The organism is Paenarthrobacter sp. NPDC092416 (assembly GCF_044755025.1).
GTDB lineage: Bacteria > Actinomycetota > Actinomycetes > Actinomycetales > Micrococcaceae > Arthrobacter.
Genome location: NZ_JBIVQG010000008.1, coordinates 1 through 22,322, shown reverse-complemented (window position 1 = coordinate 22,322; position 22,322 = coordinate 1). Strand labels below are relative to the sequence as shown.

The following is a 22,322-nucleotide window of genomic DNA, read 5'->3' as shown; positions in this document are numbered from 1 at the left end:
AATTTGTGCTTTCGATACAATCAAGGCTCAGCCGATATCGCATTCCACCTGGAGGTCCTGTGCCGACCGAGACCGAGAAGCCTGTTTCCATGAACCTTCGGGAGCGTCGGCGGGAGCAGACAAGGAACGACCTGATCACTGCGGGCTTGGAAATCATCTCGGCGGAAGGCATCGATGCCACGTCAATCGACAAGTTGGCTGCCCACGCCGGAATGTCCCGGGGCACGGTCTACGCACATTTCGAAGGTGGCCGGGAGGAATTGCTCCAGGAGGCGTACCGGCGGGTGGGCCGTGAACTCGTAGACGAGGCCCAAAAGCTTGCCCACTCCGGCAGTACTTGGCGCGACACGGTCATGGCGTACGCCCGGGCCATGGTTTCCCTGGCCGAGGACCGCCAGCTTGGCTACTTCTACAATGTGGCCGGGCCTGCCCTGTTTGGGAGTCGCCTTGAACGAGGCGAAGGTTCCTCGGCCAGCCTGGCGGCGATTCACAACGAATTACTCCGCGCCCAGGACCGCGGCGAGATTGATTCCGGTGTGGATGCGAACGAGACCGCGGTGTTGCTCATCGGGTGCCTCCGGGAGGCCGGTATCGAATTGGCCCGCGAAGGAATGGACCCTGCCAAATTCCTGGCCGCGTTTGACCGTCTGCTCATGGGGCTGGCGGCCGCGTAGGCCCGCTTCAGGCCTTCAGCGCGGCCAGCGATTCCGTCAGCTGCTCCAGCAGAATGTCCGCGTTCTGCCGGGTGAAGACGAGTGGCGGACGCATTTTCAGGACGTTGTCGTCGCGGCCGATGCGGCTGATCAGCACGCCGCGTTCGCGCATGCTTTCAATCAGGGCTTTTGTCAGTTGCGGAGCAGGACCACTGCCTTCCGCTTCCACGATGTCCAAGCCAAAGTAGAGGCCGCGTCCTCGAACTGAGCCAACGTGGGGGCTGCCCGCAGCAACTGTTGCCAGCCGCCCGGCAATGTAGCCGCCGAGGCTGTCCGCTTGGGCCATCAAGTCTTCCTGCTGCATGAAGTGCAGGACGGCCATACCGGCCGCAGAGGACACTGGATTTCCGGCGAACGTATTGAAATACATGTTGTGCCGACCGAATTCGTCCAACAGATCCGCCGAGGTCACCACGCCTCCCACGGGGTGGCCGTTGCCCATCGGCTTGCCCAAGGTGACGAGGTCCGGCGTCGTGCTGTACATCTGGTGACCCCACATGAGGGATCCTATGCGGCCGAAACCCGACTGGACTTCGTCGGCAATGACAAGGCCGCCCGCCGCGCGGACGCGGGTGGAGACGCCTTCGATGTAACCGTCCGGAACCTGCACCAGGCCTTCCGTGGAGAAGAGGGGATCGTAGAGGAAGGCCGAGACTCCGTGTCCGCTTTCCTGCAGCGAGGCGATGGCTGCGTCGACGTCCATGAGGGCCTCCCTGAGCAGCCGTTCGTGGTCATCCGTCTCTGTGGCATCGGGGATCCGCAACGCACGGACATGTTGTCCGAAGGGTTCGCGGACCTTCAAACCGGTTGTCAGCTCAGCCAGGCTGGTGGTGTTGCCGTGGTAGCTGAAGTCCGAGACGAGGACTCCGGTGTTCCCCGTGTGTTGGCGGGCGATCCGCAGGGCGAGCTCGTTGGCCTCGGAGCCGCTGTTGGTCAGGAACAAGCGTTGCAGCTCGCCGGAGAATGTGGCCAGCAATGCTTCGGCGTACTCCACCACGCGGCTGTTCAGGTAACGCGTGTGGAGGTTGATCTGGCGCAGTTGAGCATTGATCGCGTCGGCCACCATGGGATTGGCGTGCCCTACGTGCGGAACGTTGTTATAGCCGTCCAAGTACGTTTTGCCGTCTGAATCCGTCAGCCAAACTCCCGTTCCGGAGACCAGCTCCAAGGGCTTGTCGTAGAAGAGCGGTGAGTGGCTACCCAAGGTGGCGTAGCGGCGCGTCAGCAGGTCCTGGCTTGCCTGCGCGGTGGCGGCTGGCGTGGTGGTGCTGGTTTCCGAGGTCATTGCGGGTCCTTTCGAATGCGTCTAATTCCAAGAGTGCCACACGCAATCCAAAAACTGAACAGTGAATCCAGTTGCAAAACTCGGAGTACAGGGTTTAGCTTGGATATGACATCAGTCACATGAGCTGAAGCTTGAAGAAACAGGAAGATGCAGGCATGAAACTAGACGCTGTGGTCCGGACTGTCCGGGGCGCCTTGGAGCTGTATGGCATCGAGGAATCCGCCACCATTGAGCTGGTCAAGTACCGGGAAAACTATGTCTTCCGAGTCAATTCGGAATCAGGCGATTTCGCCGTAAGGCTGCATCGGGCCGGGTACCGCAATGACGCGGAAATCCGGACCGAGCTTGACTACCTGCATGCCCTGGCCCGGCAGGGACTGAACGTACCTGAGGTTGTTCCAACGCTCACGGGCGCCCTGATGTGCACGGTCACCGCTGAGGATGGCACCAACTTTCAGCTGGATGTGGAGCGATGGCTGCAGGGGACACACCCTCTGGGCGATATTGGGGAGGGGCTCGATGGAACCAGCAACCTGACGCCGGAGACCTTCCGTGCACTGGGCGAGCTGGTTGGTGCGCTGCACACCATGACTGCCGGCATTGGGCACCTGCCCGGTTTTCAGCGGGGTGCGTGGAATGCTGCCGGGCTGCTTGGCGACGACGCCCTTTGGGGTGATCCCCTGGCCTTGGAGGAACTGGCAGAAGGGGACAAACACCTGCTTCTGACGGCCATGGCGCAGCTCCGGCGTGCCTTGGTTTCGATGGACACCTCGGCGGAAAACTACGGAATCATCCATGCCGACCTCACACCCGAGAACATCCTTGTGCAGGATGGGCGGCTTATCCTCATAGATTTCGACGACTTCGGCGAGGGATGGCACCTCTTTGACCTGGCCACCATCCTCTTCTTCTACTTGCCGCACCCGCAGTATTGGGCATACCGCCAAGCGTTGATCGATGGCTATACTTCCGTGCGGAACCCGGGGGAAGGCTTCCTGGACGCATGGGACACGATGCTGCTGGCGCGGGGGTTGACCTACCTTGGCTGGGCAGCGGACCGAAAGGGCGACGCCGAAGCTACTTTCATTGCCCAGAACGTGGTTCCGGTGGTACTCACCCTGGCTAGAAATTACGTCTCTGTGGAGCATTCCTCGTCTCGTCCGTGATCGCCTGGCCGGGATGTGAGTGAGGGTTTCGGGAATCGGGCCGGGATGTGAGTGAGGATCAGTACTTGGGCGAGGCTCTCCCCCGTCCCGCGGCTCATTGACGTGAAGCGCTCGACGGCGGCACTCACCCGGGTGCCGCCGTCGAGCGCTTATTCCGTCCCGGCTTCCCTCAGAACCAGCGCCGTCCCCTGATACGCGCCGAGTTCGAGGAAGAAGCTGCCCAAATCGTCCACCTGACCCACGTTGTCGCCACTGAAGAGGTCGTGGACGCTGGCGCCGGGCACCAGGTGGGCGGACTGGACGCTGCCCGCGATGTCCTGGTCGGAGAAGTTCAGCACTGTGACCTCGAGCTCGCCGCTGCCAAGTTGGTTGACCATGACCAGCAGCCCGCGGTTGGAAACATCGGGCACATCCAGCAGGGTGCTCGTGGCGATCCCAGCGGACTCCCTGACCCTGAGAATGGACTGCAGGCGCCGGGCGAACGAGTCCGGGTCCTGGAGCTGCTCGGGCAGCGGTCCGTAGAGACTGCCGGCCCGCGGCATGCCGGCCAAGGAGGTCTTCGCGTCGGGGCTGGTGCCCATGAGGTCGTGGGCGCCGCGATTGATCCAGCGGGTATCGCCCTGGGCCGTGAGTTCCTGGACTGTCGACCGGTCAAGAGCCTTGACGCCGGTGAGGTCCCACCCGGAGAGGGCGAAGACGCCGGGCTGCAGGGCGTTGTACATGGACAAGAGGATGTGTGCGTCGCGGACCTGCGATTCCTGCTCGGCAGTCAAAGTCGCAGGATCCTGAATGCCCAGCGCGGCCATGATGAAGCTGACCGTGGTGCAGGCAATGCCGTTGGTGGTGAAGACCGCGTTATATGGTCCATTCTCGCCAGTCAGGCGTTCCCGTAAGGTGTTCTGAACCTTCTCGGCAACTTCCGCGCCCGTCAGCTCCTCGCCGCCGAGCTCGAAGACATCGTCCCTGTGGCCGGCGGCAAAGTGCAGCAGTTCGTAGGTCAACTCGTCGTGGTTCTGGAGGGCGTGAACCAGGGATGCCTGATCCACGCCGATCTCCATGGCCAGTCGGAGGGTCAGGCGCAGGAACTCGGTATCACCGGCCACCAGTGCGTAATGGTAGGCGGGCCTGGTGACGAAGTCGTAGGACAGGTCCGGGCCCGACTCGGACTGTGCCTTGATGTCATCAATGGTGAGGTTGAGTTCCTGGAAGGAGAAGCCGCCCACCTTCCGGATCATGGAGCCAATCAACTGGTTGGCTGCCTCGGACAGGGGGTGGCCTTCGGACCAGCCCGGCTGTTCCTCCGCGCTCTTCTCGACGCCGAGGAACCCGTTGGCATCCAGCCGCAAGGCGCCGGTGCCGAGGTCCAACAAGGAGTGCAGCGCGTCGCCAACCACCAGGCGCATCCCTGCGAACGTAGGATCCAGCCAGTTAATGGATGGTTGCCCGGCCTTGAAGTAGTGGAGATAGACCCATCGGCGAATCTTTCCAGTGGTGTCTGCGATCGGCCTGGTCGCGCTCCAGTTGGTCTCCTTGACCCCGGGCTCGTAGAAAATCACGCGCTGCAATCGGCCGATGATGTAGCCGGCCCGCTGCAGGGCCTGTTCGGTGTCAGGGCTGATGTTCACGGAGTCCTCGCCCTCGGGAACATCGGGCAGCAGGTGCCAGTCTTCCTCGGGGATATCCACCATGTGATAGATGCCCGGGTAGTCGCGGAAGTTCATTTCGGCAAGCCGGAAGTCGGCACCTTTGCCCGTATGCCCGGGGACGATGTCGTCGATGACAGTACCGTCGTGTTCCGCGGCGACTTCGCACATCCGGCGAAATTCTTCCTCGGTGCCGAATGCAGGATCGATCGCCATGCTGATGCGGTCAAAGTGCCCGTCCACGCTGGGTGTCTGCGACCAACCGCTGATGCCGCCAGCCAGTTTGACCGGACCTGTGTGGAGGCCGCGGATTCCAATTTCCCGGAATGCCTCCCACAGTTCCGGATCGCCCAGCGCCGAGAGGAATGATTGGCCGTCCTTGGTGATGAAGGACAGCGGGTATGCCGTAAACCAGACGGGTGCGCGCTCTACCGCTGCCCTGGGATTCGGCCTGGCGTAGGCGTTCTGCCACATACTGGCCTGACCCGAAAGCTGCCGGGCCATCACGTTCGCATCGCCCAACATCGACTGATTCCGAAGCCAGTCCACATACGTCGGGTTGCGACCGTCGAATTCCAAAGAAGGGCGGGCTGCGAAGAATTGCCGCCTGCGGGCTATGGGACGCAGGGCTTTCGGCCGGGCCGGGTAGAACTGCTCGTCAAAGGTGATTTCCGCTGCCTCGGATGCTGCGTTGTCTGTGGGTCCTGCGCCGTTCTCCGATCCGTCCGGCCCCGCAGGATCTCCGGTGAGGCCGTTGTCCCCTGGCGCGTTCCCGCTGACTTTTGGCTCCAGCACAGTCTTCTCCTTTACGTGGTCGCCGCCGTCGGCGGCGACCTTCCGAGGGGTCGTTCAAGAGGTCACATGCTCCGGCTTACCGGACGCCTTCATGCTAAGCACCCCACCACACCGTTTGTCGACCTCTGACTGACGCGTGGTCCGTCCGGAACCACAAGAAAGGGTTCGACGGCGGCACTCCGGTGAGTGCCGCCGTCGAACCCTTTGCGCTTGCTGGGTCAGCCCTGCAACAGGGCGTCGTGCCGGCGCTGCTCGAGCGTGTCTCGGACACGGGCCACGTCCCGCGGGTAGACGAAGTAGAGAACTGTGAGAACCGCGGCGTTGACCAGCATCAGGACGACCAGCGTCCAGAGGAAGACTGCCTGGATTCCCAAAGTGGAGGCCAGGGCGCCGGCCCCGAGCGAGAAAGCGGCCCAGCCGATGGTCTCGAACACCGTCAGGAAGATCGCAAACGCCTGGCCGCGGAGTTCCGGCAGGACGACTGCTGCGATGATGGGCCGGTTGGCGGGCGGATTGGCTCCCTGGGCGAAGCCGATCAGTGCCCAGAAAATGCCGTAAATGCCGATGTTGTCGTAGTCGAACTGGGTGGCCACGAAGGCTACTGCCGCGAACAGGACCTGGGCTCCCTGGAGGTACGCGATCCGTCCGCGGTCAGGCAGGATCCGGTCCAAAAGGGCAATGAGCCAGCCGCCGCCGACGGTTCCGCCGAAGTAGCCCAGACCGAACGGAACCAGGACTATTGCCGCTACGGCGTTGGTGAAGCCGCGTTCCACCACCAGGAACTGGATGCCGAAAATGGTGATGAGGAGATGTCCCGAGAGCAGCCGCGAAAGCATCATGACGGAGAAGCTTGGAATCCGGAACAGAGAGGCGACCGAGCGGACGGTGACCTTCGGGGCGAGGCGCTCGCGGCCTGCGAGGTCTGCGAGCTGCTTCTCGGATGCGCCCACGCCAGGGTCTTTCAGGAGCAGGGCCACCATCAGCCCGGCCAGGATGCAGATGGCGCCGATGGTCCACATGCCGAACCGCCAGCCGTCCGTGATTCCCGTGAACAACGCGATGAGTGGGGCAATGAAGGAACTGATGAGGCTCATGAAGCCGTAGAAGTAGCCCGCGGCCTTGCCTCGCTGACTGTCATCGAAAGAGTCGGCGATGATGGCGTTCGCGATCGGGCTTCCGCCGATGATCGACGCGGACATCAGCGTATTGAGGATCAGCAGCTGGACGAAGTCCTGCGAGAAACCGGCGGCGATTCCGAAGACGCCGCCTGCCAACGTGGTGGCGATCAGGGCCTTCCGGCGGCCGATCCTCCCGGCCAGCCAGGCCCACGCCGGACCAGCCGGGACCGCGATGATCTTGCCGAGTGCGGCCAACAGGCCGAGGTGGCTGCTCTGCAGTTTCAGGGCTGCCGCAATGGTCGGAAACAGCGTGGCACTGAGGCCGGCCTCCGTGTTATCCACCACCGTGACGCCGGTGAGGACCGCGAGGTTCCGCCAACGGTGCGGAACTTTGCTGGCTTGGGCCGCTCCTTCTGCGGGAGTTGCGGTGGCGAGGGCAGGGCTGGGTTGGGTGGTCATGGGCTTGTGTCCTGTCTACATTGTCAGGCGGGGTTGGGGAGATGTCACTGGGGTGATGTCACGCCGTGCGGATGACGGCCAGTTCCCCGGCGATGGATTCGAGGGCGCTCGAGGGAACCGGGATGACGGCTGCGAGCTGGTAGAGGCTGAGCTGGGCGGGGATGTTAACCAACTCAGTGCTGATGAGGTCGGGCAGGTGTTTCTCAACGGTCTCGCGCCCCCGAATGTCTTGGAGCAGTTCGACGACGGGAACGGTCAGTGCTGCACCGCCGTCGGGAAAGCTATCCAGCGGAGGTAACGGAACCAGGGCGAGTCTTGCTCTGTCTGCTTGCTGGGCGGCGAGCAGGTGTTGGGCACCGGGCTCGGAATCGAAGGGAATACCGAGCCGCTGGAACTGGCTTTGTGGTGCATCGTTGGCATGCATGAGCTTCGCCAGCATTCTTAGTAGCCGCAGCTCCAGCTCGTCGTCGATGATGGGGTTCGTCTGGTCTGGGTCCGTTTCCAGATCAAACAGCAACGTTCCGTGGACCCACGAGTTCATCATTGAGGACGTTTGTAGCTGAAGGGTTCGCAGTCCCTTGGTGAAGCTGAACGGCTCCGCCGGCTCCCATCCTGCGAGTTCCGCGGTGGAGAATCGAGACCTCATGTGGGTGGGCATCAGTGTGTAGTCCTCCAGCGGCGCATTGGAGGGATCGACGGCGGCACGCATGTAGACGTAGCGGCCGTCAGTGACGTTGACGTGGCCACCGTGAATGCCGAAGAGTGCGGCCTCACGTACTTCTGCGTCATCCTGGAGCACGGTTGCGAGGTCTTGGCCTTGCATGTCCGGCGTCGGTTCAACGCCGAAGAACCGCAGCATGGTGGGAGCAATGTCGATTGTCTGGGCGAGTGCTCCACGCCGGGTGTCCTTGCCGCCGGTGCGCGGGTCCCACAGGAACATGGGGAGGTGCACGAGCTCGTTGAACCACGGCTGGACGGACTTGGCCCACCAGCCGTGTTCGCCCAGCAGGAATCCATGGTCGGTGTTGACCAGCAGGAGGGTGTCCTCCCACAAGTTGTACTGGTCCATGGCGTCCAGGACCCGCCCCAGCGACTTATCGCACATGGAAACCAATGCCGCGTATTCGTAGCGCGCGTGCTCAACTGTGTCCGCTGGTTCGGTGACCTTCTGATAGCCCGGCCAATCGAATTCGGGTCCGTCGTATTCGTGGTCATACATGGCCTTGTAGGCGCTGTGCGTGAAGAAGGGCTCGTGCGGATCGAACAGCTCAATCTGCAGCATCCATTGGTCCGCCTCGTGGTTGGTGTCCACAAAGTGCAGACCGGCGTCGACCGTTTTGGTCTGGGAGTGCTCAGCTTCGGTGGGCATATAACTGCGGTTGATGATGTCCTGACGCTTCATGCCCGCACGCCAGTCTTGGCTCCCGCCGGCAGGGTTAACCACGCCCTTCCACGGATCGCCTTCCTGGCCGCGGAAAAACTCCCAGGTGGTGTATCGGGGGTGGTAGGTGGCTCCGCCGTCTTCCCAGTAGTGCGGGTGGTCAGAGACCAAGTGGGTGTGGACGCCGGCTTTCCCCAGCATTTCCGGCATCGAATCGTCGAACGGTTCCAACGGGCCCCAACTGCGGTGCAGGAAGTTGTGGCGGCCCGTGTGCATTTCGCGGCGTGCAGGCATACAGGGCATGGAGCCGGCATAGAAGTTGTCGAACGTAGCCGTCCTGGCAGCCAGGCGGGCGAAGTTTGGGGCGTCCACGAAAGTGTCTGCGGCGTATGGGGAGAGCATGTGCCTGTTCAGGCTGTCGAACATGAGAATGATGGCTTTCATGGTCGCAACTCCGACGGCATTGCGGTGAGTGAGCGGGAGGACAGGTGCCCGTCCAGGAGGTCCTTGCGTAGATCAATCAGTCCGGCAACGTGGGCGTCAATGGCGCTGGCGCCCATCACGTGCAGACGTTCTCCCACGGACTCGGCCAGCTCGGTGTCGAAGGCGATGGTGGGGGCCCATTGTTCCTTGCGGTCACGGTGTCGGTAGCGGGCGATTTCGTCCTGGCGGGTCTGGATTTCGACGTCGAGGATGCGGAGGAGCTGCTCGGCGCTCATGAACCCGGAAAAGGACAACCGTGCACCGAACTCAGGCTCTTGGAAGCGGCTGGCCGGGTGGTAGGGGCCGGTCAGCCAGTCGAGGAAAACGGTGGCTCCCTCGTCAGTGACCCGGTAAGTCTTGGCGTCCTGGGCGCCGGGCCGGGGGTCCACACTGTGGGTAACCCAGCCTTGGTTTTCCATGGTTCCCAGAGACCTGTAGACCTGGCTCATCTGCGTATTGGACCGAAGGAACCGGCCATGCGTGTCCAGATACTTCTTCAGGTCGTATCCGGTGCTGGGGTGCTCCAGCAGCACTCCGAGAAGTAGGTGTTCGAGTTTCATTGCTTTCTCCATTTGTGGCGTCTTGCGTGATGCGAGTCACGCCTTTCTTGAAAAAAGAATGACACAAGTGGAATGGTCCGTCAATGGAACAAGTGGAATCCTTTTTTGGGCGCTCCGCTTGGCGCTGTGTACACAGGGCCTCCGGGCGACGAAGCTTAAGGAGCATGCGCTCACGGGGGGAGTTCCGAATGTACAAAGCGCCGAACAGGGACAGTCGGCTGGACCATGCTTTCTTTGTCCTGGGCGGAGCGGCAGCAGTGTGGCTCGCGTTCCTGCTGGTGGGGGAGAGTTTCCACTTGGGATGGGGCCAAGTGTGGTTCTCGTTCGTGTTCTGGGCATTCCTTGCTTACTTGCTGCTGCCCCGGCTGCACCGGATTTTGACCACCATTTATGTTCCCGGTTACTTCATCGGGCGGGCCCGCACCAGCGATGGGCTTCTCGGCGATCCTGTGAACGTCGCTTTGCTCGGTGACGAGGAGCAGCTGCACGCGATCATGAGGTCTGCCCGCTGGACACTCGCCGATGACGTCACCTTCGCGAGTAGTCGCCGCATCATCAGTTCCACGATCTTCCGCCGGAGTTATCCGGAAGCGCCGGTCAGCCCGCTGTACCTGTTCGACAGGCAGCAGGACTTCGCCTACCAGCAGGAGGTGGACAGCAATCCCGGCAAACGCCACCATGTCCGTTTCTGGCGCTGCCCGGACGGTTGGATGCTGCCAGGTGGCCACAAAGTGGATTGGCTCGCGGCCGGCACCTACGATCGCAGCGTCGGGTTCTCCCTCTTTACGCTCCAGATCACGCACAAGATCGAGCAGAACACCGACGTCGAACGGGATCACATCGTGCGGACAGTGGCGGAGGCCGAATCCGCAGTCTCCGTGCAGGTCATCAAGGATTTCTCCACCGGATACCACACGCGCAACGGCGGCGGGGATTCGATCTCCACGGATGGCGACCTACCCGTTGTGGACGCCCGCAGCGTTGCCGTTCCCTCGGGCCAGTTGCCTCGGCGGACTGACAGCCGTGACAGGAGGCCCGCCCCAACCATCATGGGCGCAGCGCTGGTTGTCGCACGAGCCATGGCGGCGCTTGGTCTGGCAATCACCTTGCTGACATCGTCCGGCGAATTTGCCGACATCACCTTCGACGACGGTTCAGTAGACCCGCAAACCACGACGGCGGCAGTCGCCTTTGTGGCCACCGTCGTTTTGATTTTTGGCATGGGTGAAGTTTTCCTTGCCTGGCGGATCTTCCTTGGCAGCAACGGTGCCCGCGTCATCGCGATGGGCCTGAGCTCCGTGTCCATCCTGGTCCAGGCAATCGACGCCACCACCGGCACCACGAGTATCACCCTGGAAGCCGGATTGGCTGGACTCGCCACGGACATCCTGGTGCTGTTGGCCCTGTCCAGCCAGAGATCCAGGGTCTACGCCAAGCGGCAGCGGGTTCCGGCGTTGCCTCCATCCGTCGCGAACCGGCGCGTTGCTTCCTGACCCTGTTTGAACCCCGGCGCAGCCCGGTGCGCCGGGTTTTGCGGCGTGTCGGAGTCTCCGGGAATCCAAAGGAGGTCACGAGGCCGCGCGCCCCTATAGGCTGAATACGTTTTCACAAGCTTGCTGTTGCAGGCATCCCGGCAGCAGCAATGGATTGAGGAAGCGGTTTGGACGGAGTCCTTCAGGGTTTCTTTGTTGTGAGCGTAGTGCTCCTCATCGGGTACATCCTCGGACGAACCAAGGCACTGGGCCCCGAGGGGAGCAAGGTCCTTTCCACCCTGACGTTCATGGTTGGACTGCCTTGCCTCATGTTCTCCGCCATTGCGTCCCGGCATATTTCCGATGTCCTGAGCGCCACTGGCCTCATCTCCGTGGTGACAGCTGTCGCGGTGATGCTCGTTTTCACCGTTGCGGGCTTGTTGGGCCGATGGGGCGTTCGACGCACAACCATCGGTGCACTGTCCGTTGGCATCGTGAATTCCACCAACCTGGGCGTTCCGCTATCACTCTACATCCTGGGAAGCGCCACATTCGTCACTCCCATCATGCTGTTCCAGCTGGCCATAGTGACCCCCATTGCCCTGACGATTCTTGACCTCACGGATCCTGCCGGGAAGCACGTGTCCGTTTGGCGCGTGCTCTCCATTCCCTTCCGCAACCCGGTCACCGTGGCGGCTATTCTTGGGGTCCTTGTCAGCGCCGCAGGGATTGAGGTGCCGCGCATCATCCTGGATCCGCTGGCCTTGGTGGCACAATTGGCGGTCCCGCTGATGTTGATCATCTTTGGCATGTCCCTCCACGGGTTGTCGGTCCGCCCCGGCATCGATGACCGTGTGCCCACCACCATCGCCGTCATTCTTAAGTCGGCAGTTCAGCCCTTGCTCGCGTGGGTTCTTGCCGCGTTCGTCTTCCATCTGGACCCGTTCAGCACCTTCGTGGTCACGGCCTGCGCGATCCTCCCGACCGGCCAAAACGTGGTCCTTTACGCAGTCCGCTACGGCGCGGGCCAAGGCATCGCCCAATCGACCGCCGTATTCACCAGCATCCTGGCGGTCCCGCTGCTGCTGGGTGCCGCCTGGCTGTTCGGCTAAAGCCAGCCACCCTTTAAGGTTCGACGGCGGCACTCACCCGAGTGCCGCCGTCGAACCTTCACGTCGGGATGTGAGATAGCGTCCCTCAGAAAGCAGCAGGACGTGAGATAGCGTCCACGTACTCCCGTCCCTCTTTCACGTCCCGACCGGTTTTGGGGAACCCTCCCTCACATCCCCACGCCTCCAGCGTCACCGAACGGCGTCCTCGGCCCCGGGCGTGATGGCGTCGGCCGTGAAGTCCGGGGGTGAAGAGCAAATATGAGGAGACCTCACGTCGAACGTTCACGTCGGGATGTGAGATAGCGTCCGTCGAAAACCGTCAGGACGTGAGAGAGGGCCGCCCGAAAACCGTCGGGATGTGAGATAGCGTCGCTCAGAAAGCAGCAGGATGTGAGAGAGGGACGCCCGAAAACCGTCGGGATGTGAGAGGGGGTGGGAGCTACGCCGTAACGGCCAGGGCGTCGATCTCAACGAGCATGACCTCGTGCGGGAGATCAACAAAAACGGTGGTGCGGCTCGGCAGCAAACCGCTGGGCACGTTCTCGCGGATGAATTCGCCGTAGACCTCGTTCATGGCGGCGAAGTCGTCGCGGGTGGTGAGGTAGACGCGGAACATGAGGACGTCTTCAACGGAGGAGCCGCCGGCTTCGAGGATGGCCTTGACGTTCTCCAGCGTGCGACGGGTCTGGACGCGGACGTCGCCGTCGCCGATGTACTGGTTGGTGGCGGGATCCATGGGGCCTTGGCCGGACACCTGGAACATGCCGCCCTTCTTGATGCCCTGGGAGAATACGTGCGCCGGGGCGGGGGCGTTTTCGGTCAGTACTACGGTCTTTTCACTCATGCTGAGTTCCTTTCGTGGCTGATCCAGCCGAGGTCGTTGGAGATGGCCTCGGTGCTGGCTTTGAGGTCGGGCAGCAGCCCCAGCAATCCTTCATAGCTGAGCATTACTACCGGTACCGAACAAGAGGCTGCGGCAACAACGGCGCCGCTGGCATCGCGGATGGGGGCCGCGATGCAGTGCACGAACGCTTCGTGCTCGGCGTTGTCGTGGGCCCAGCCCTGGATCCTGACCTGCTCCAGTTCGGCCAGCAGGGCCTCCGGTGAGGTCAGGGTGTTCTCGGTAACTTTGATGTAGTCCAGCCCCGCCGCGATCTTTTCCTGCCGGCTGCGCGGCATATCGGCGAGGAGGACTTTCGACACAGCGGCTGAGTGCAGTGATGCAGTCAGGCCGATGCGCGAATACATGCGGACGGGGTGGTGCGACTCGAACTTGTCGATGTACACCACCTCATTGCCTTCAAATGCGGCGAGGTGCACCGTGTGCCCGGTGCGACCGTTCAGTTCGGCAAGGTGCGGGTGGGCGACTTTGCGGATGTCCCGCTGTTCGAGCGCGAGGGAGGACAGCTCGAACAGTTTGGAGCCGAGCATGAACCGCTGATCGTCGTCGCGCACCACAAAGCGCTTCTCCTCCATGGCGTGCAGGAGCCGCATCACGGTGGTTTTGTGCACGGACGCCTTGGACGAGAGCTCGTCCAAGGTGGCTGGCTTCGCGGCAAGTTCGGCAAGCAGGTCGATGGCCCGCATGAGGCTCTGGCTCAAGGTGTCACGCTCCGGTTCTGGTGTTGAAATGTCCGTCTTCAACATGGATAGCAGCCCAGTCGTCATCCGAAGAATCGAGGATGGCGGACAACGCGGTGGCCTCGGGCAGCGGGCCGCGGTCGCCGTGGACGGTCAGCGTGCATGCAGCTGCAACATGCCCACGCCGGAGGCTCTCCTTTTGGCCGAGTCCGAACAGCATGCCGCTGAGGTAACCGGCGGCGAATGAGTCACCTGCGCCAACAGGTTCGACGACGGCGACGGACAGTGCGGGCACCTCTTCCCGGCTGCCGCTCCGGTCCAAAGAGATCGCGCTGATCGCCTCGTTCTTGATGACCAGCACGCCGGGGTCCGGCATCATCCGGCGGAGTTCTGCTTCGTCGGTGGTTCCGAAGGCGTGCTCGGCCTCGTCTTTTCCAACAAGCACGACGTCGGCCAGGTTCGCCAGGCGCTGCAGGACCGAGCGGTCTTGGCCTGCCCAGAGGGCTTCACGCCAATTGACGTCGAAGCTGATGATCCGGCCGTTGCGAGGTGCGCTGAGGATGGCTTCCAAGAGTGACAGGCACTCGGGGGAGAGCGCCGCGGTGATCCCGCTCAAATGGATGAGGGCCGCGTTTTCCAGCAAGGTCGACACCGCGGGGTTGGAAAGCGTCTCGCGTCCCATGGCCGACGCCGCGGATCCTTGCCGGTAGTACAAAACTGAGCTGCCGCCGTCGGGGTCTGTTTCCTGTGCGGGGACCTTCACGTAAAGGCCCGTGGGAAGTGAGTCGTCAACCTCGACGCCCGAGACACCAACGCCGTGATCGTGCAGGTCCTGGAGGATCCGCGTACCAAAACCGTCCCGGCCAACCCGGCTGACCCAGTGGGTGTCCAGGCCCATCGCGGCGAGGCCCATGGCGACGTTCGACTCCGCACCGCCGATCCCGAAGTGGAGTTCGGTGGCCAAGTGCAGGGGGACGGCTTGGGCAGGGGTAAGCATGGCCATCGTTTCGCCAACACATACAGCTGAAAGCATGTTCTCCCGCACTCGGTCTTGCGCTTTTCAGCGGCACTCGGATGCCGCGATACGGAGTGTTCCGCGGCGGATCGGAGGGCTCTGCGGGTATCCCGCGGCCTTGACTCCCGATCCGCCACCATGTTAGACATATCCCCAGCAGGTTTGCAACCAGCGTTGCAAAATACGCAACACAGCGAAAACCTCACACACCACAACCCCACAACGCAGCTTCAAGAACGCAGCACCGCGAAGGGAATCACCGCGTGAACACTTCCGAAGCCATTTCGGCAACCGCCGTGGCCGGCCTCGCAGACCGTCGGCTCGACTGGCGGCACAAGGCCATCCCGGCCACCGCCAACGGCACCACCCACGCAGAGTTCGTCGCCGCGAAGCACTCCCTCGCGGACCTCCAGACCCCGCTCCTGACCCTTGACGCAGCGGCGCTTCAGGCCAACGCCGATCGCCTGGCCGCATGGTGCAAGGAACACGGCGTGCTGCTGGCACCCCATGGCAAGACCACCATGTCTCCCCAGCTCTGGACCGAGCAGCTCAACCGCGGCGCCTGGGGCATCACGCTGGCCAATTTCGCTCAGCTTCGCGTGGCCCGCGAGTTCGGCGTCCGGAACCTGCAGCTCGCCAACAGCCTCACGGATCCGCACGCGATTCAGTGGGTAGCCGACCAGCCCGCGGGGACCAAAATCCTTTCCTGGGTTGATTCCGTGGGAACCGTGGACGTCATCAACAACACCCTGGCCGGCAGCGATGCCGTGCTGGACGTCTTGGTTGAACTCGGTGCGCATGGTGGCCGGACCGGGGCTCGCGGCGTGGAGGCTGCGATGGAATTGGCCCGCGTCATCTCGGATTCAACGCACCTGCGGCTGGTGGGCGTCAGCGGGTACGAAGGCTCACTCGCGCACACAGCGGACGACGCCGGATTGGCCGCCGTCCGTGGCTACCTCGCCCAGATGCGGCTGCTCCACGAACAGTTGCTCGCCGCAGGCTTGTACGGTTCCAGCCAGGTGATCATCACGGCCGGCGGAAGTGCGTACTTCGACGACGTGGTGACAGTCCTCTCGCCATGCATCAGCACCGGCACTGAAACAGGAGGCCCCGCCGTTGACCTCATGATCCGCAGCGGCGCCTATATCATCCACGACGACGGTTTCTACCGCGGAATCTCGCCGTTCTCCCGCGACGGTGACCAGCCCTTCACGGCCGGAATGCACGGCTGGGCTCGGGTTGTCTCGCAGACCGAGCCCGGCCTGGCCATCCTCGACGCCGGCAAACGGGACCTCCCGTTCGACGAAGGCCTGCCCGAGCCGCAGTTCATCGGACCGGTTCTCGGCGGAGCCATGGAGCCTTTGGTTGGCGCCGAAATCACCTCGGTCAACGATCAGCATTCCTTCATGACCTACGACGCCAGCACCACCACCGTTCGCCCCGGCGACGTCATCCGGCTGGGCCTGTCCCACCCGTGCACAGCTTTCGACAAGTGGTCCGTCATCCCGGTGCTCGCCAACAGCGGCCCCGCTACAGACCAGACCGTCGTCGACCTCATCCATACCTTCTTCTAGGACCCACCATGAAGACCCTCATCAACAACGCCACCCTGGTGGACGGAACCGGAGCGGACCGCCGCCCCGCGGACGTCCTGCTGGACGGTTCGGTGATTGCCGCCGTCGTCGACGCCGGAACCCTCACCGCAGCGGAAGCCGGGGCCGACCGCACGATCGACGCCACTGGCTTGGTCCTGAGTCCAGGCTTCATCGACATGCACGCGCATTCGGACCTGCAACTGCTTGTTAATAGGGAGCACTACGCCAAGCTGAGCCAAGGCGTCACCACGGAACTGCTGGGCCAGGACGGACTGTCATATGCGCCGGTGGACGACGCCACGCTCGCCGGCGTCCGCGAGAAGATCGCGGGCTGGAACGACAATCCGGCCGATTTCGACTGGAACTGGCGGACCGTGGGGGAGTACCTCGACCGGTTGGACGCGCCGGAAGACGGTGGCCGCATCGCAACCAACGCCGCGTACCTCGTTCCCCAAGGAACCGTCCGGGCCATGGTGATGGGCTTCGCCGAGGGGGACCCCACGCCTGAACAACAGCAGCAGATGCAGGACGTGATCCGCACTGCGATGGAGGAAGGCGCCGTGGGAATGTCCTCCGGCTTGACCTACACGCCGGGCATGTACGCGCAGACCAAGGAACTCGCCGCACTCTGCCGGACCGTAGGCGAACTGGGTGGCTTTTATGCGCCGCACCACCGCTCCTATGGCAAGGGCGCGCTGGGTGCGTACGCGGAGATGATCGGTCTGAGCCGGGACACAGGCTGCGCCCTTCACCTCTCCCACGCAACCATGAACTTCGCGGAGAACAAGGGCCGCGCCGGGGAACTCCTGGAGTTGATCGATAGCGCGCTTGATGACGGCGTGGACATCACCTTGGACACGTACCCGTACCTCCCGGGAGCCACCACCCTCTCGGCGATCCTCCCCAGCTGGGCATCCTCCGGCGGCACGGAAACGACCCTTGCCCGCCTCAAAGACCCCGAAACCCGCGCACGCATCCGGGAAGCCGTGGAGATCTACGGATCCGACGGTTGCCACGGGGTGGTTGCCGAGTGGGACACCTTGGAAATCAGTGGCGTCCAAAACCCGGCGCTCGCAGGATATGTGGGCAAGACCATCGAGGACATCGCCGCCGAGGCCAGCCAAGAGCCGTTCGATGTGTTCGCCCACATCCTCACCGAAGACCGTCTCGGCACCGGCATCCTGCAACACGTCGGCCACGAGGAAAACGTCCAGGCCATCATGAAACACCGCACGCACACCGGCGGCAGCGACGGACTCCTGGTAGGTGCCAAGCCACACCCCCGCGCCTGGGGCACGTTCCCGCGCTACCTCGGCCACTACTCGCGCGACCTCGGCCTCTTGAGCCTTGAGGAAACGGTCCATCACCTCAGTGGCCGTCCGGCCGCACGACTCAAGCTCCACAACAGGGGACTGGTCCGCGAGGGCTACGCGGCCGACGTCGTGCTCTTCGACCCGGAAACCATCCGCGACGAAGCCACTTTTGAGAATCCCCGCCAAGCCGCCAGCGGCATTCACTACGTCTTCGTCAACGGAACGGCGGCGATCGACGGCGGCAAACCCACCGGCGCGCGCGCCGGCCGTGCCCTGCGTCGCAGCAGCGACGGCCTCACCCGAGAAGGAAAGTAATCCACCCATGACTCCCGAACAATTCCTCCAGCAGTTGGAAGCCGACCGAACCCTTGCCGTTGTCCGCGCTCCGTCCATCACGGACGCCGCGGATCTCTGCCGGGCATTGGCCGACGGCGGCATCCGCAGCGTCGAGCTGACGTTCACCACACCGGATGTGCTCAAGCACGTCAAGCGCGCGGCGGAAACCGCAGCGGAGCATGGTGCCGCTGTCGGAATCGGCACGGTCCTGACCGCTGACCAGGCCCGCGCAGCGATCGACGCCGGTGCGCGGTTCCTGGTGACGCCGGGCCTCAGGCCCGAGGTTGCCGCCGTCGCGCTCGCCGCGGGCATCCCGTTCAGCCTCGGCGCCATGACGCCCACCGAGGTGGCGCAGGCCCTGGACCTGGGCTCCGCCGCCGTCAAGATTTTCCCCGCCCGGCAGCTCGGCCCGGCCTATTTGAAGGACCTGCAGGGCCCATACCCGGGCATCCGCCTGCTGCCTTCCGGAGGCATCGACGCCTCCAACGCCAAGAGCTACCTCGACGCCGGTGCTGCCGCAGTCTGCTGCGGCACCAGCGTGGTCCCGCCCGCAGCAGTTGCTGCCGGCGACTGGGCAGACATTGCGGCGCGTGCTGCCGCCTTCACCAGCACCCTCAAGCAGGACTAACCGAGAAAGATACGTCCATGAATGAATTTCTTGACTGGCTGCGGCACGATACCGCCGGCTTGCTCCTCCTGGCGGGCGCGGGCATTGCCCTCCTGCTGTTCCTGATCATCAAGGTCAAGCTTGAGCCGTTCATCGCGCTGGTAGGAACCGGTGTGATCGTGGCCCTCGTAGGTGGGATCTCGGTGGAGGCCTTGGTGGGCTCCGCCACCAAGAGCAGCGACGCCCTCATAGAGAAGGGCTTCGCGGGCATTCTTGGCCACATCACCGTGATCATCGGCCTCGGTACCGTCCTTGGCGCCATTCTCGAGCGATCCGGCGGCGCGGAGGTGCTGCTCGGAAGACTCGTGAAGATCTTCGGCGAAAAGGGCACACCACTCGCCATGGGTATCACCGGCTTCGTGCTGGGTATCCCGGTGTTCTTCGACATCGGCATCTTCGTCCTGGCGCCGTTGGTCTACGTCGCGGCCATTCGTGGCGGCAAGTCCCTGGCCCTGTACGCACTTCCGCTGCTGGCCGGCCTTTCCGTGACGCACGCCTTCCTTCCGCCGCACCCCGGACCCGTTGCTGCCGCCGGCCTGTTCCACGTGGACCTTGGCTGGATCATTCTCATGGGCCTCATCTGCGGCGTCCCGGCCTGGTTCGCCTCCGGTATTTTGTGGGGCACCTGGATCGGCAAGCGCGTCATGGTCAATGTTCCCGAGGACCGGATTGTCCCCGAAGCCGAGGAAGCCAAGGGCCACGAGCCGTCCATCGGGCTGGTCCTGCTCGCTATCGGCTTGCCCATGATCCTCATCCTCGGCGGCACCTTCGGCAACATCTTCGCTCCTCCGGGCGTTTTCCGCGACATCCTCCAATTCTTCGGTAACCCCGCCATCGCGTTGACCGTCGCCGTGCTGCTCGCCATGTGGCTCCTGGGCATCCGCCGCGGCATGACCTCTGCCGAGCTCAGCGAAATCACGGGCTCCTCGCTGCGTCCCGTGGGCATGATCCTGCTGGTTGTTGGTGCGGGCGCGTTCTTCGGCGCGGTCCTTTCCGCCACCGGTGTTGGCAAGGCCGTAGCGGATTCGCTGTCCCAGGCCGGCTTGCCGATCATCCTCTCCGCCTTCGTGATCAGCGCCGGTATGCGGATCGCCCAGGGCTCGGCGACCGTTGCAATCGTGACCACCGGGGGCATCCTGGCACCCAGCCTTGCCTCGGGCTACACCCAGCCGCAGCTCGCACTGATTGTGGTGGCCATTTCCTCCGGTTCCATCATTGCCAGCCACGTCAACGATGGCGGATTCTGGATCATCTCCAAGTACTTCAACATGTCCGTCAAGGACACCCTGAAGACCTGGACCGTGCTGGAAACGGTGCTTTCGGTTGTGGGCTTCGGTATGGCAGCGCTGCTGTACACGTTCGTCAGGTAGTACGCCGGGTTGGCACGTCACACCCATGTTTGCGGGGAACATGGGTGTGACGTGCCAACTACTTTTGTCGGGAGCCGCGAACTTTGCTGTTAGCCACCACGAACACCCGGCCGATATCATCGGTGATATGCCAGTCTCGGATCTTAGCCACACAGCCCAGGACTATTTGAAGCTCATGTGGAATGCCACCGAGTGGTCCTCCACGCCTATCACTGTCAGCGGGATGGCGGAGAAACTTGGTGTGCGACGGTCCACGGTGTCGGACGGCATCAAGAAGCTCGCGTCGCAAGGACTTGTGACGCACGCGCCGTATGGCAGCATCGAACTCACTGCCGAGGGGCGGGCGCACGCGGTGGCCATGGTACGCAGGCACCGGCTGCTGGAAACGTTCCTGGTGGATGTGCTCGGCTACGGCTGGGACGAGGTCCACGACGAAGCCGAGATCCTGGAACACGCGGTCTCGGATTCGCTGATTGCCAGGATCGACCAGCACCTGGGTCATCCCACCCGCGACCCCCACGGCGATCCCATTCCCAGCGCTCACGGCGAGCCGCACCCGCCGGAAGGTTTCCTGCTCTCCGAAGCCAGGCCCGACAGCCGGGTGGTCATCACGCGAATCTCGGACGATGACCCCCAGATGCTCCGCTACTTCACCGAACTTGGCCTCGCGCCCGACGTTCGGCTGACCGTTCGAGGACAGCGGCCCTACGCCGACGCCACCACCGTTCGGGCTGAGGGCAGTGAGCACGACGTCGATCTCGGGTCTGTGGCGGCGGCGTCGATTTGGGTTGTGGCGGGCTAAGTCCGCCGCGGGTTGCCGGGTCGGTGACCCACCGCTTAAACAAAGAGCTCCAGAGTGCGTTATTGGGGGATACGCACTCCGGAGCGGCCTTTGAGCAGGGGCCTTTCGGCTTCCTGCAGTAATTACTCTACGTGCCGTTGCACGGCATTGCCACCACCTCGAATAAGTACTTTCGCTTTAGTTTCTCGCGGCGCTTTCCTGGTGCTTTTTCTGGGGAACAATCAGCACTGGCCTGCGCTGATGGTGGCTCAACCACGCCGCCACCGAGCCGTTCAAGACCTCCGAGATGCGGTGTCCCAAGCCCGGTTCCGGCGTGCCAACGATGATCATGGACGCGTTGATATCGGAGGCCAGCCGGCCCAGGGCGCGGGCGGGATCGCCCGCCAATAACCGCAGGGTCCAGTCCGCCTTGCCGCCGTCCATGGCTGCGGCGATGACTTTGCCGAGGTCGCCGCGAATGGCCTGGACATCGGCGTCGTCCTTTTCGGGATGCAGCGACATCCGGTGTGTCTCGCGCGAAGGATCCCACTCCACCAAGTAGCTGGCCTCGTCGACGTAAGCGCAGACCAAAGGCACGCCGAGCTGTTCAGCCAGGGTTCGGGCGGTCTGGAGGACCTCCACATGCTGGTCTGGCAATACGCCAACAACCAATGGAATTCGTCCGCTGAAACTTTCCGCAGCCATACCCTTATTGTTGCGCTGGGGAGTGCCGTTGAACAGGCCGTTTGGGTGCTTCTCCCGTCCCCTGGATGGGCGGGGTGGGCACCAGGTCGCGTTCGGAGGGGGCTTCGGATTTCGGGGACTTGGTTGTTGGGGTTTCGGTTGCCGCGGCTTCGCTGTCCGACGGCGAGTCGCCGCGGAATGCTGCGAGCATGGTGTCGCGGTCGAACTGGCCTTCCCATTTGGAGACCACGAAGGTGGCAACGCAGTTGCCGAGCAGGTTGACTACCACGCGCATGGAGTCCATGAGCCGGTCTGCTCCGAGGAGCAGGGCCACGCCTGCTACGGGGAAGATGCCCAGTGCGCCGGCGGTGGCGGAGAGTGCCAGGAATGCTGAGCCGGGGACGCCGGCCATGCCCTTGGAGGTCAGCATGAGGATGCCGAGTGCGGCCAGTTGTTGGCCGAGGTCAAGGTTGTGTCCGAAGGCCTGGGCGAGGAAGAGCAGCGAGATGGAGAGGTAGAGTGCGGCGCCGTCGAGATTGAAGGAGTATCCGGTGGGGACCACCAGGCCGGTGGTGGCCCGGGAGCATCCGGCGTTGGTCAGTTTGGTCATGATCCGGGGCAGGACCGATTCGGTGGAGGCGGTGCCGAGGGCGAGGAGGAATTCTTCGCGGGAGTACTTGATGAACTGCCACAGCGGCACCCGGGGGTAGGCCCAGGCCACGATGAAGAGCAGGCCGATGAAGATCAGGGCGGAGCCGTAGCAGGCGGCGATCAGCAGGGCGTAGGTGCTTAG

General features: G+C 63.3%; 19 protein-coding genes. 9 read left to right on the top strand and 10 right to left on the bottom strand.

Annotation, left to right across the window (positions count from 1 at the left end):
• Positions 1-59: 59 nt before the first annotated feature.
• On the top strand, positions 60-674 hold the full coding sequence (locus ACIQC5_RS15285; RefSeq protein ID WP_400283941.1) for a TetR/AcrR family transcriptional regulator: 615 nt from the start codon (positions 60-62) through the stop codon (positions 672-674).
• A 7-nt stretch (positions 675-681) separates the two neighbouring features.
• Here the strand turns inward: ACIQC5_RS15285 and ACIQC5_RS15280 are convergent, their stop codons facing one another.
• Positions 682-1,998, bottom strand: coding sequence for an aspartate aminotransferase family protein (locus tag ACIQC5_RS15280; RefSeq protein ID WP_400283938.1), 1,317 nt, complete (start codon positions 1,996-1,998; stop codon positions 682-684).
• Positions 1,999-2,153: 155 nt separating this feature from the next.
• Between ACIQC5_RS15280 and ACIQC5_RS15275 the strand changes: the two genes are divergently transcribed.
• Positions 2,154-3,164 carry a phosphotransferase enzyme family protein gene (locus tag ACIQC5_RS15275; protein WP_400283935.1) on the top strand — a complete coding sequence of 337 codons (1,011 nt, stop codon included), beginning with the start codon at positions 2,154-2,156 and terminating at the stop codon, positions 3,162-3,164.
• Positions 3,165-3,313: 149 nt separating this feature from the next.
• Here the strand turns inward: ACIQC5_RS15275 and treS are convergent, their stop codons facing one another.
• The 4 genes from treS to ACIQC5_RS15255 all read right to left on the bottom strand — a co-directional run bounded on the left by treS (position 3,314) and on the right by ACIQC5_RS15255 (position 9,603).
• Entirely contained in the window at positions 3,314-5,476 is a 2,163-nt protein-coding gene (gene treS / locus ACIQC5_RS15270; RefSeq protein ID WP_400284506.1) for a maltose alpha-D-glucosyltransferase, read from the bottom strand.
• 344 nt (positions 5,477-5,820) lie between these two features.
• Positions 5,821-7,179 carry an MFS transporter gene (locus tag ACIQC5_RS15265; RefSeq protein ID WP_400283932.1) on the bottom strand — a complete coding sequence of 453 codons (1,359 nt, stop codon included), beginning with the start codon at positions 7,177-7,179 and terminating at the stop codon, positions 5,821-5,823.
• A gap of 58 nt (positions 7,180-7,237) precedes the next feature.
• On the bottom strand, positions 7,238-9,004 hold the full coding sequence (locus ACIQC5_RS15260; RefSeq protein ID WP_400283929.1) for a sulfatase: 1,767 nt from the start codon (positions 9,002-9,004) through the stop codon (positions 7,238-7,240).
• Complete coding sequence (locus ACIQC5_RS15255) at positions 9,001-9,603, bottom strand: PadR family transcriptional regulator (RefSeq protein ID WP_400283926.1); 603 nt, start codon at positions 9,601-9,603, stop codon at positions 9,001-9,003. Before ACIQC5_RS15255 ends, ACIQC5_RS15260 begins: the two co-directional genes overlap by 4 nt.
• A gap of 188 nt (positions 9,604-9,791) precedes the next feature.
• Here ACIQC5_RS15255 and ACIQC5_RS15250 point away from each other — a divergent pair, with 188 nt between their 5' ends.
• A complete protein-coding gene (locus ACIQC5_RS15250) occupies positions 9,792-11,096 on the top strand; it encodes an LssY C-terminal domain-containing protein (protein WP_400283924.1) in 1,305 nt (434 codons plus the stop codon).
• 197 nt (positions 11,097-11,293) lie between these two features.
• On the top strand, positions 11,294-12,187 hold the full coding sequence (locus ACIQC5_RS15245; RefSeq protein WP_400283921.1) for an AEC family transporter: 894 nt from the start codon (positions 11,294-11,296) through the stop codon (positions 12,185-12,187).
• A gap of 439 nt (positions 12,188-12,626) precedes the next feature.
• Here the strand turns inward: ACIQC5_RS15245 and ACIQC5_RS15240 are convergent, their stop codons facing one another.
• From ACIQC5_RS15240 to ACIQC5_RS15230, 3 genes are read right to left on the bottom strand one after another with little or no spacing between them, the layout of a single operon-like run.
• On the bottom strand, positions 12,627-13,031 hold the full coding sequence (locus tag ACIQC5_RS15240; protein WP_159707956.1) for a RidA family protein: 405 nt from the start codon (positions 13,029-13,031) through the stop codon (positions 12,627-12,629).
• Positions 13,028-13,834, bottom strand: coding sequence for an IclR family transcriptional regulator (locus tag ACIQC5_RS15235; RefSeq protein ID WP_400283918.1), 807 nt, complete (start codon positions 13,832-13,834; stop codon positions 13,028-13,030). The genes ACIQC5_RS15240 and ACIQC5_RS15235 overlap by 4 nt, the downstream gene beginning before the upstream one ends.
• Positions 13,794-14,801 (bottom strand): sugar kinase, encoded by a 1,008-nt coding sequence (locus ACIQC5_RS15230; protein ID WP_400283915.1) that lies wholly within the window; start codon positions 14,799-14,801, stop codon positions 13,794-13,796. The genes ACIQC5_RS15235 and ACIQC5_RS15230 overlap by 41 nt, the downstream gene beginning before the upstream one ends.
• Positions 14,802-15,046: 245 nt before the next feature.
• On the opposite strand from ACIQC5_RS15230, the gene ACIQC5_RS15225 reads away from it, so the two are divergent.
• From ACIQC5_RS15225 to ACIQC5_RS15205, 5 genes are all read left to right on the top strand, one after another.
• A complete protein-coding gene (locus ACIQC5_RS15225; protein WP_400283912.1) occupies positions 15,047-16,357 on the top strand; it encodes an amino acid deaminase in 1,311 nt (436 codons plus the stop codon).
• An 8-nt stretch (positions 16,358-16,365) separates the two neighbouring features.
• On the top strand, positions 16,366-18,006 hold the full coding sequence (locus tag ACIQC5_RS15220; RefSeq protein ID WP_400283910.1) for an amidohydrolase family protein: 1,641 nt from the start codon (positions 16,366-16,368) through the stop codon (positions 18,004-18,006).
• 7 nt (positions 18,007-18,013) lie between these two features.
• Complete coding sequence (locus ACIQC5_RS15215; RefSeq protein ID WP_400283907.1) at positions 18,014-18,655, top strand: bifunctional 4-hydroxy-2-oxoglutarate aldolase/2-dehydro-3-deoxy-phosphogluconate aldolase; 642 nt, start codon at positions 18,014-18,016, stop codon at positions 18,653-18,655.
• Positions 18,656-18,672: 17 nt separating this feature from the next.
• A complete protein-coding gene (locus ACIQC5_RS15210) occupies positions 18,673-20,064 on the top strand; it encodes a GntP family permease (protein WP_400283904.1) in 1,392 nt (463 codons plus the stop codon).
• 127 nt (positions 20,065-20,191) lie between these two features.
• The gene (locus ACIQC5_RS15205) at positions 20,192-20,866 is read left to right on the top strand and encodes a metal-dependent transcriptional regulator (RefSeq protein WP_400283903.1); all 675 of its coding nucleotides are present in this window, start codon (positions 20,192-20,194) and stop codon (positions 20,864-20,866) included.
• Positions 20,867-21,043: 177 nt separating this feature from the next.
• Here ACIQC5_RS15205 and ACIQC5_RS15200 read toward each other — a convergent pair whose 3' ends face one another.
• Both ACIQC5_RS15200 and ACIQC5_RS15195 read right to left on the bottom strand, forming a co-directional pair.
• A complete protein-coding gene (locus ACIQC5_RS15200) occupies positions 21,044-21,550 on the bottom strand; it encodes a universal stress protein (protein ID WP_400283900.1) in 507 nt (168 codons plus the stop codon).
• A gap of 4 nt (positions 21,551-21,554) precedes the next feature.
• A partial coding sequence (locus ACIQC5_RS15195) for a cation:dicarboxylate symporter family transporter (protein ID WP_400283898.1) occupies positions 21,555-22,322 on the bottom strand: 768 nt, incomplete at its 5' end.

Coding starts and splice junctions, on each gene's coding strand:
- ACIQC5_RS15235 (WP_400283918.1), bottom strand. CDS start 13,834: ATGTTGAAGACGGACATTTCAACACCAGAACCGGAGCGTGACACCTTG.
- ACIQC5_RS15230 (WP_400283915.1), bottom strand. CDS start 14,801: ATGCTTTCAGCTGTATGTGTTGGCGAAACGATGGCCATGCTTACCCCT.
- ACIQC5_RS15240 (WP_159707956.1), bottom strand. CDS start 13,031: ATGAGTGAAAAGACCGTAGTACTGACCGAAAACGCCCCCGCCCCGGCG.
- ACIQC5_RS15200 (WP_400283900.1), bottom strand. CDS start 21,550: ATGGCTGCGGAAAGTTTCAGCGGACGAATTCCATTGGTTGTTGGCGTA.
- ACIQC5_RS15205 (WP_400283903.1), top strand. CDS start 20,192: ATGCCAGTCTCGGATCTTAGCCACACAGCCCAGGACTATTTGAAGCTC.
- ACIQC5_RS15255 (WP_400283926.1), bottom strand. CDS start 9,603: ATGAAACTCGAACACCTACTTCTCGGAGTGCTGCTGGAGCACCCCAGC.
- ACIQC5_RS15275 (WP_400283935.1), top strand. CDS start 2,154: ATGAAACTAGACGCTGTGGTCCGGACTGTCCGGGGCGCCTTGGAGCTG.
- ACIQC5_RS15265 (WP_400283932.1), bottom strand. CDS start 7,179: ATGACCACCCAACCCAGCCCTGCCCTCGCCACCGCAACTCCCGCAGAA.
- ACIQC5_RS15220 (WP_400283910.1), top strand. CDS start 16,366: ATGAAGACCCTCATCAACAACGCCACCCTGGTGGACGGAACCGGAGCG.
- ACIQC5_RS15250 (WP_400283924.1), top strand. CDS start 9,792: ATGTACAAAGCGCCGAACAGGGACAGTCGGCTGGACCATGCTTTCTTT.
- ACIQC5_RS15210 (WP_400283904.1), top strand. CDS start 18,673: ATGAATGAATTTCTTGACTGGCTGCGGCACGATACCGCCGGCTTGCTC.
- ACIQC5_RS15280 (WP_400283938.1), bottom strand. CDS start 1,998: ATGACCTCGGAAACCAGCACCACCACGCCAGCCGCCACCGCGCAGGCA.
- ACIQC5_RS15260 (WP_400283929.1), bottom strand. CDS start 9,004: ATGAAAGCCATCATTCTCATGTTCGACAGCCTGAACAGGCACATGCTC.
- ACIQC5_RS15215 (WP_400283907.1), top strand. CDS start 18,014: ATGACTCCCGAACAATTCCTCCAGCAGTTGGAAGCCGACCGAACCCTT.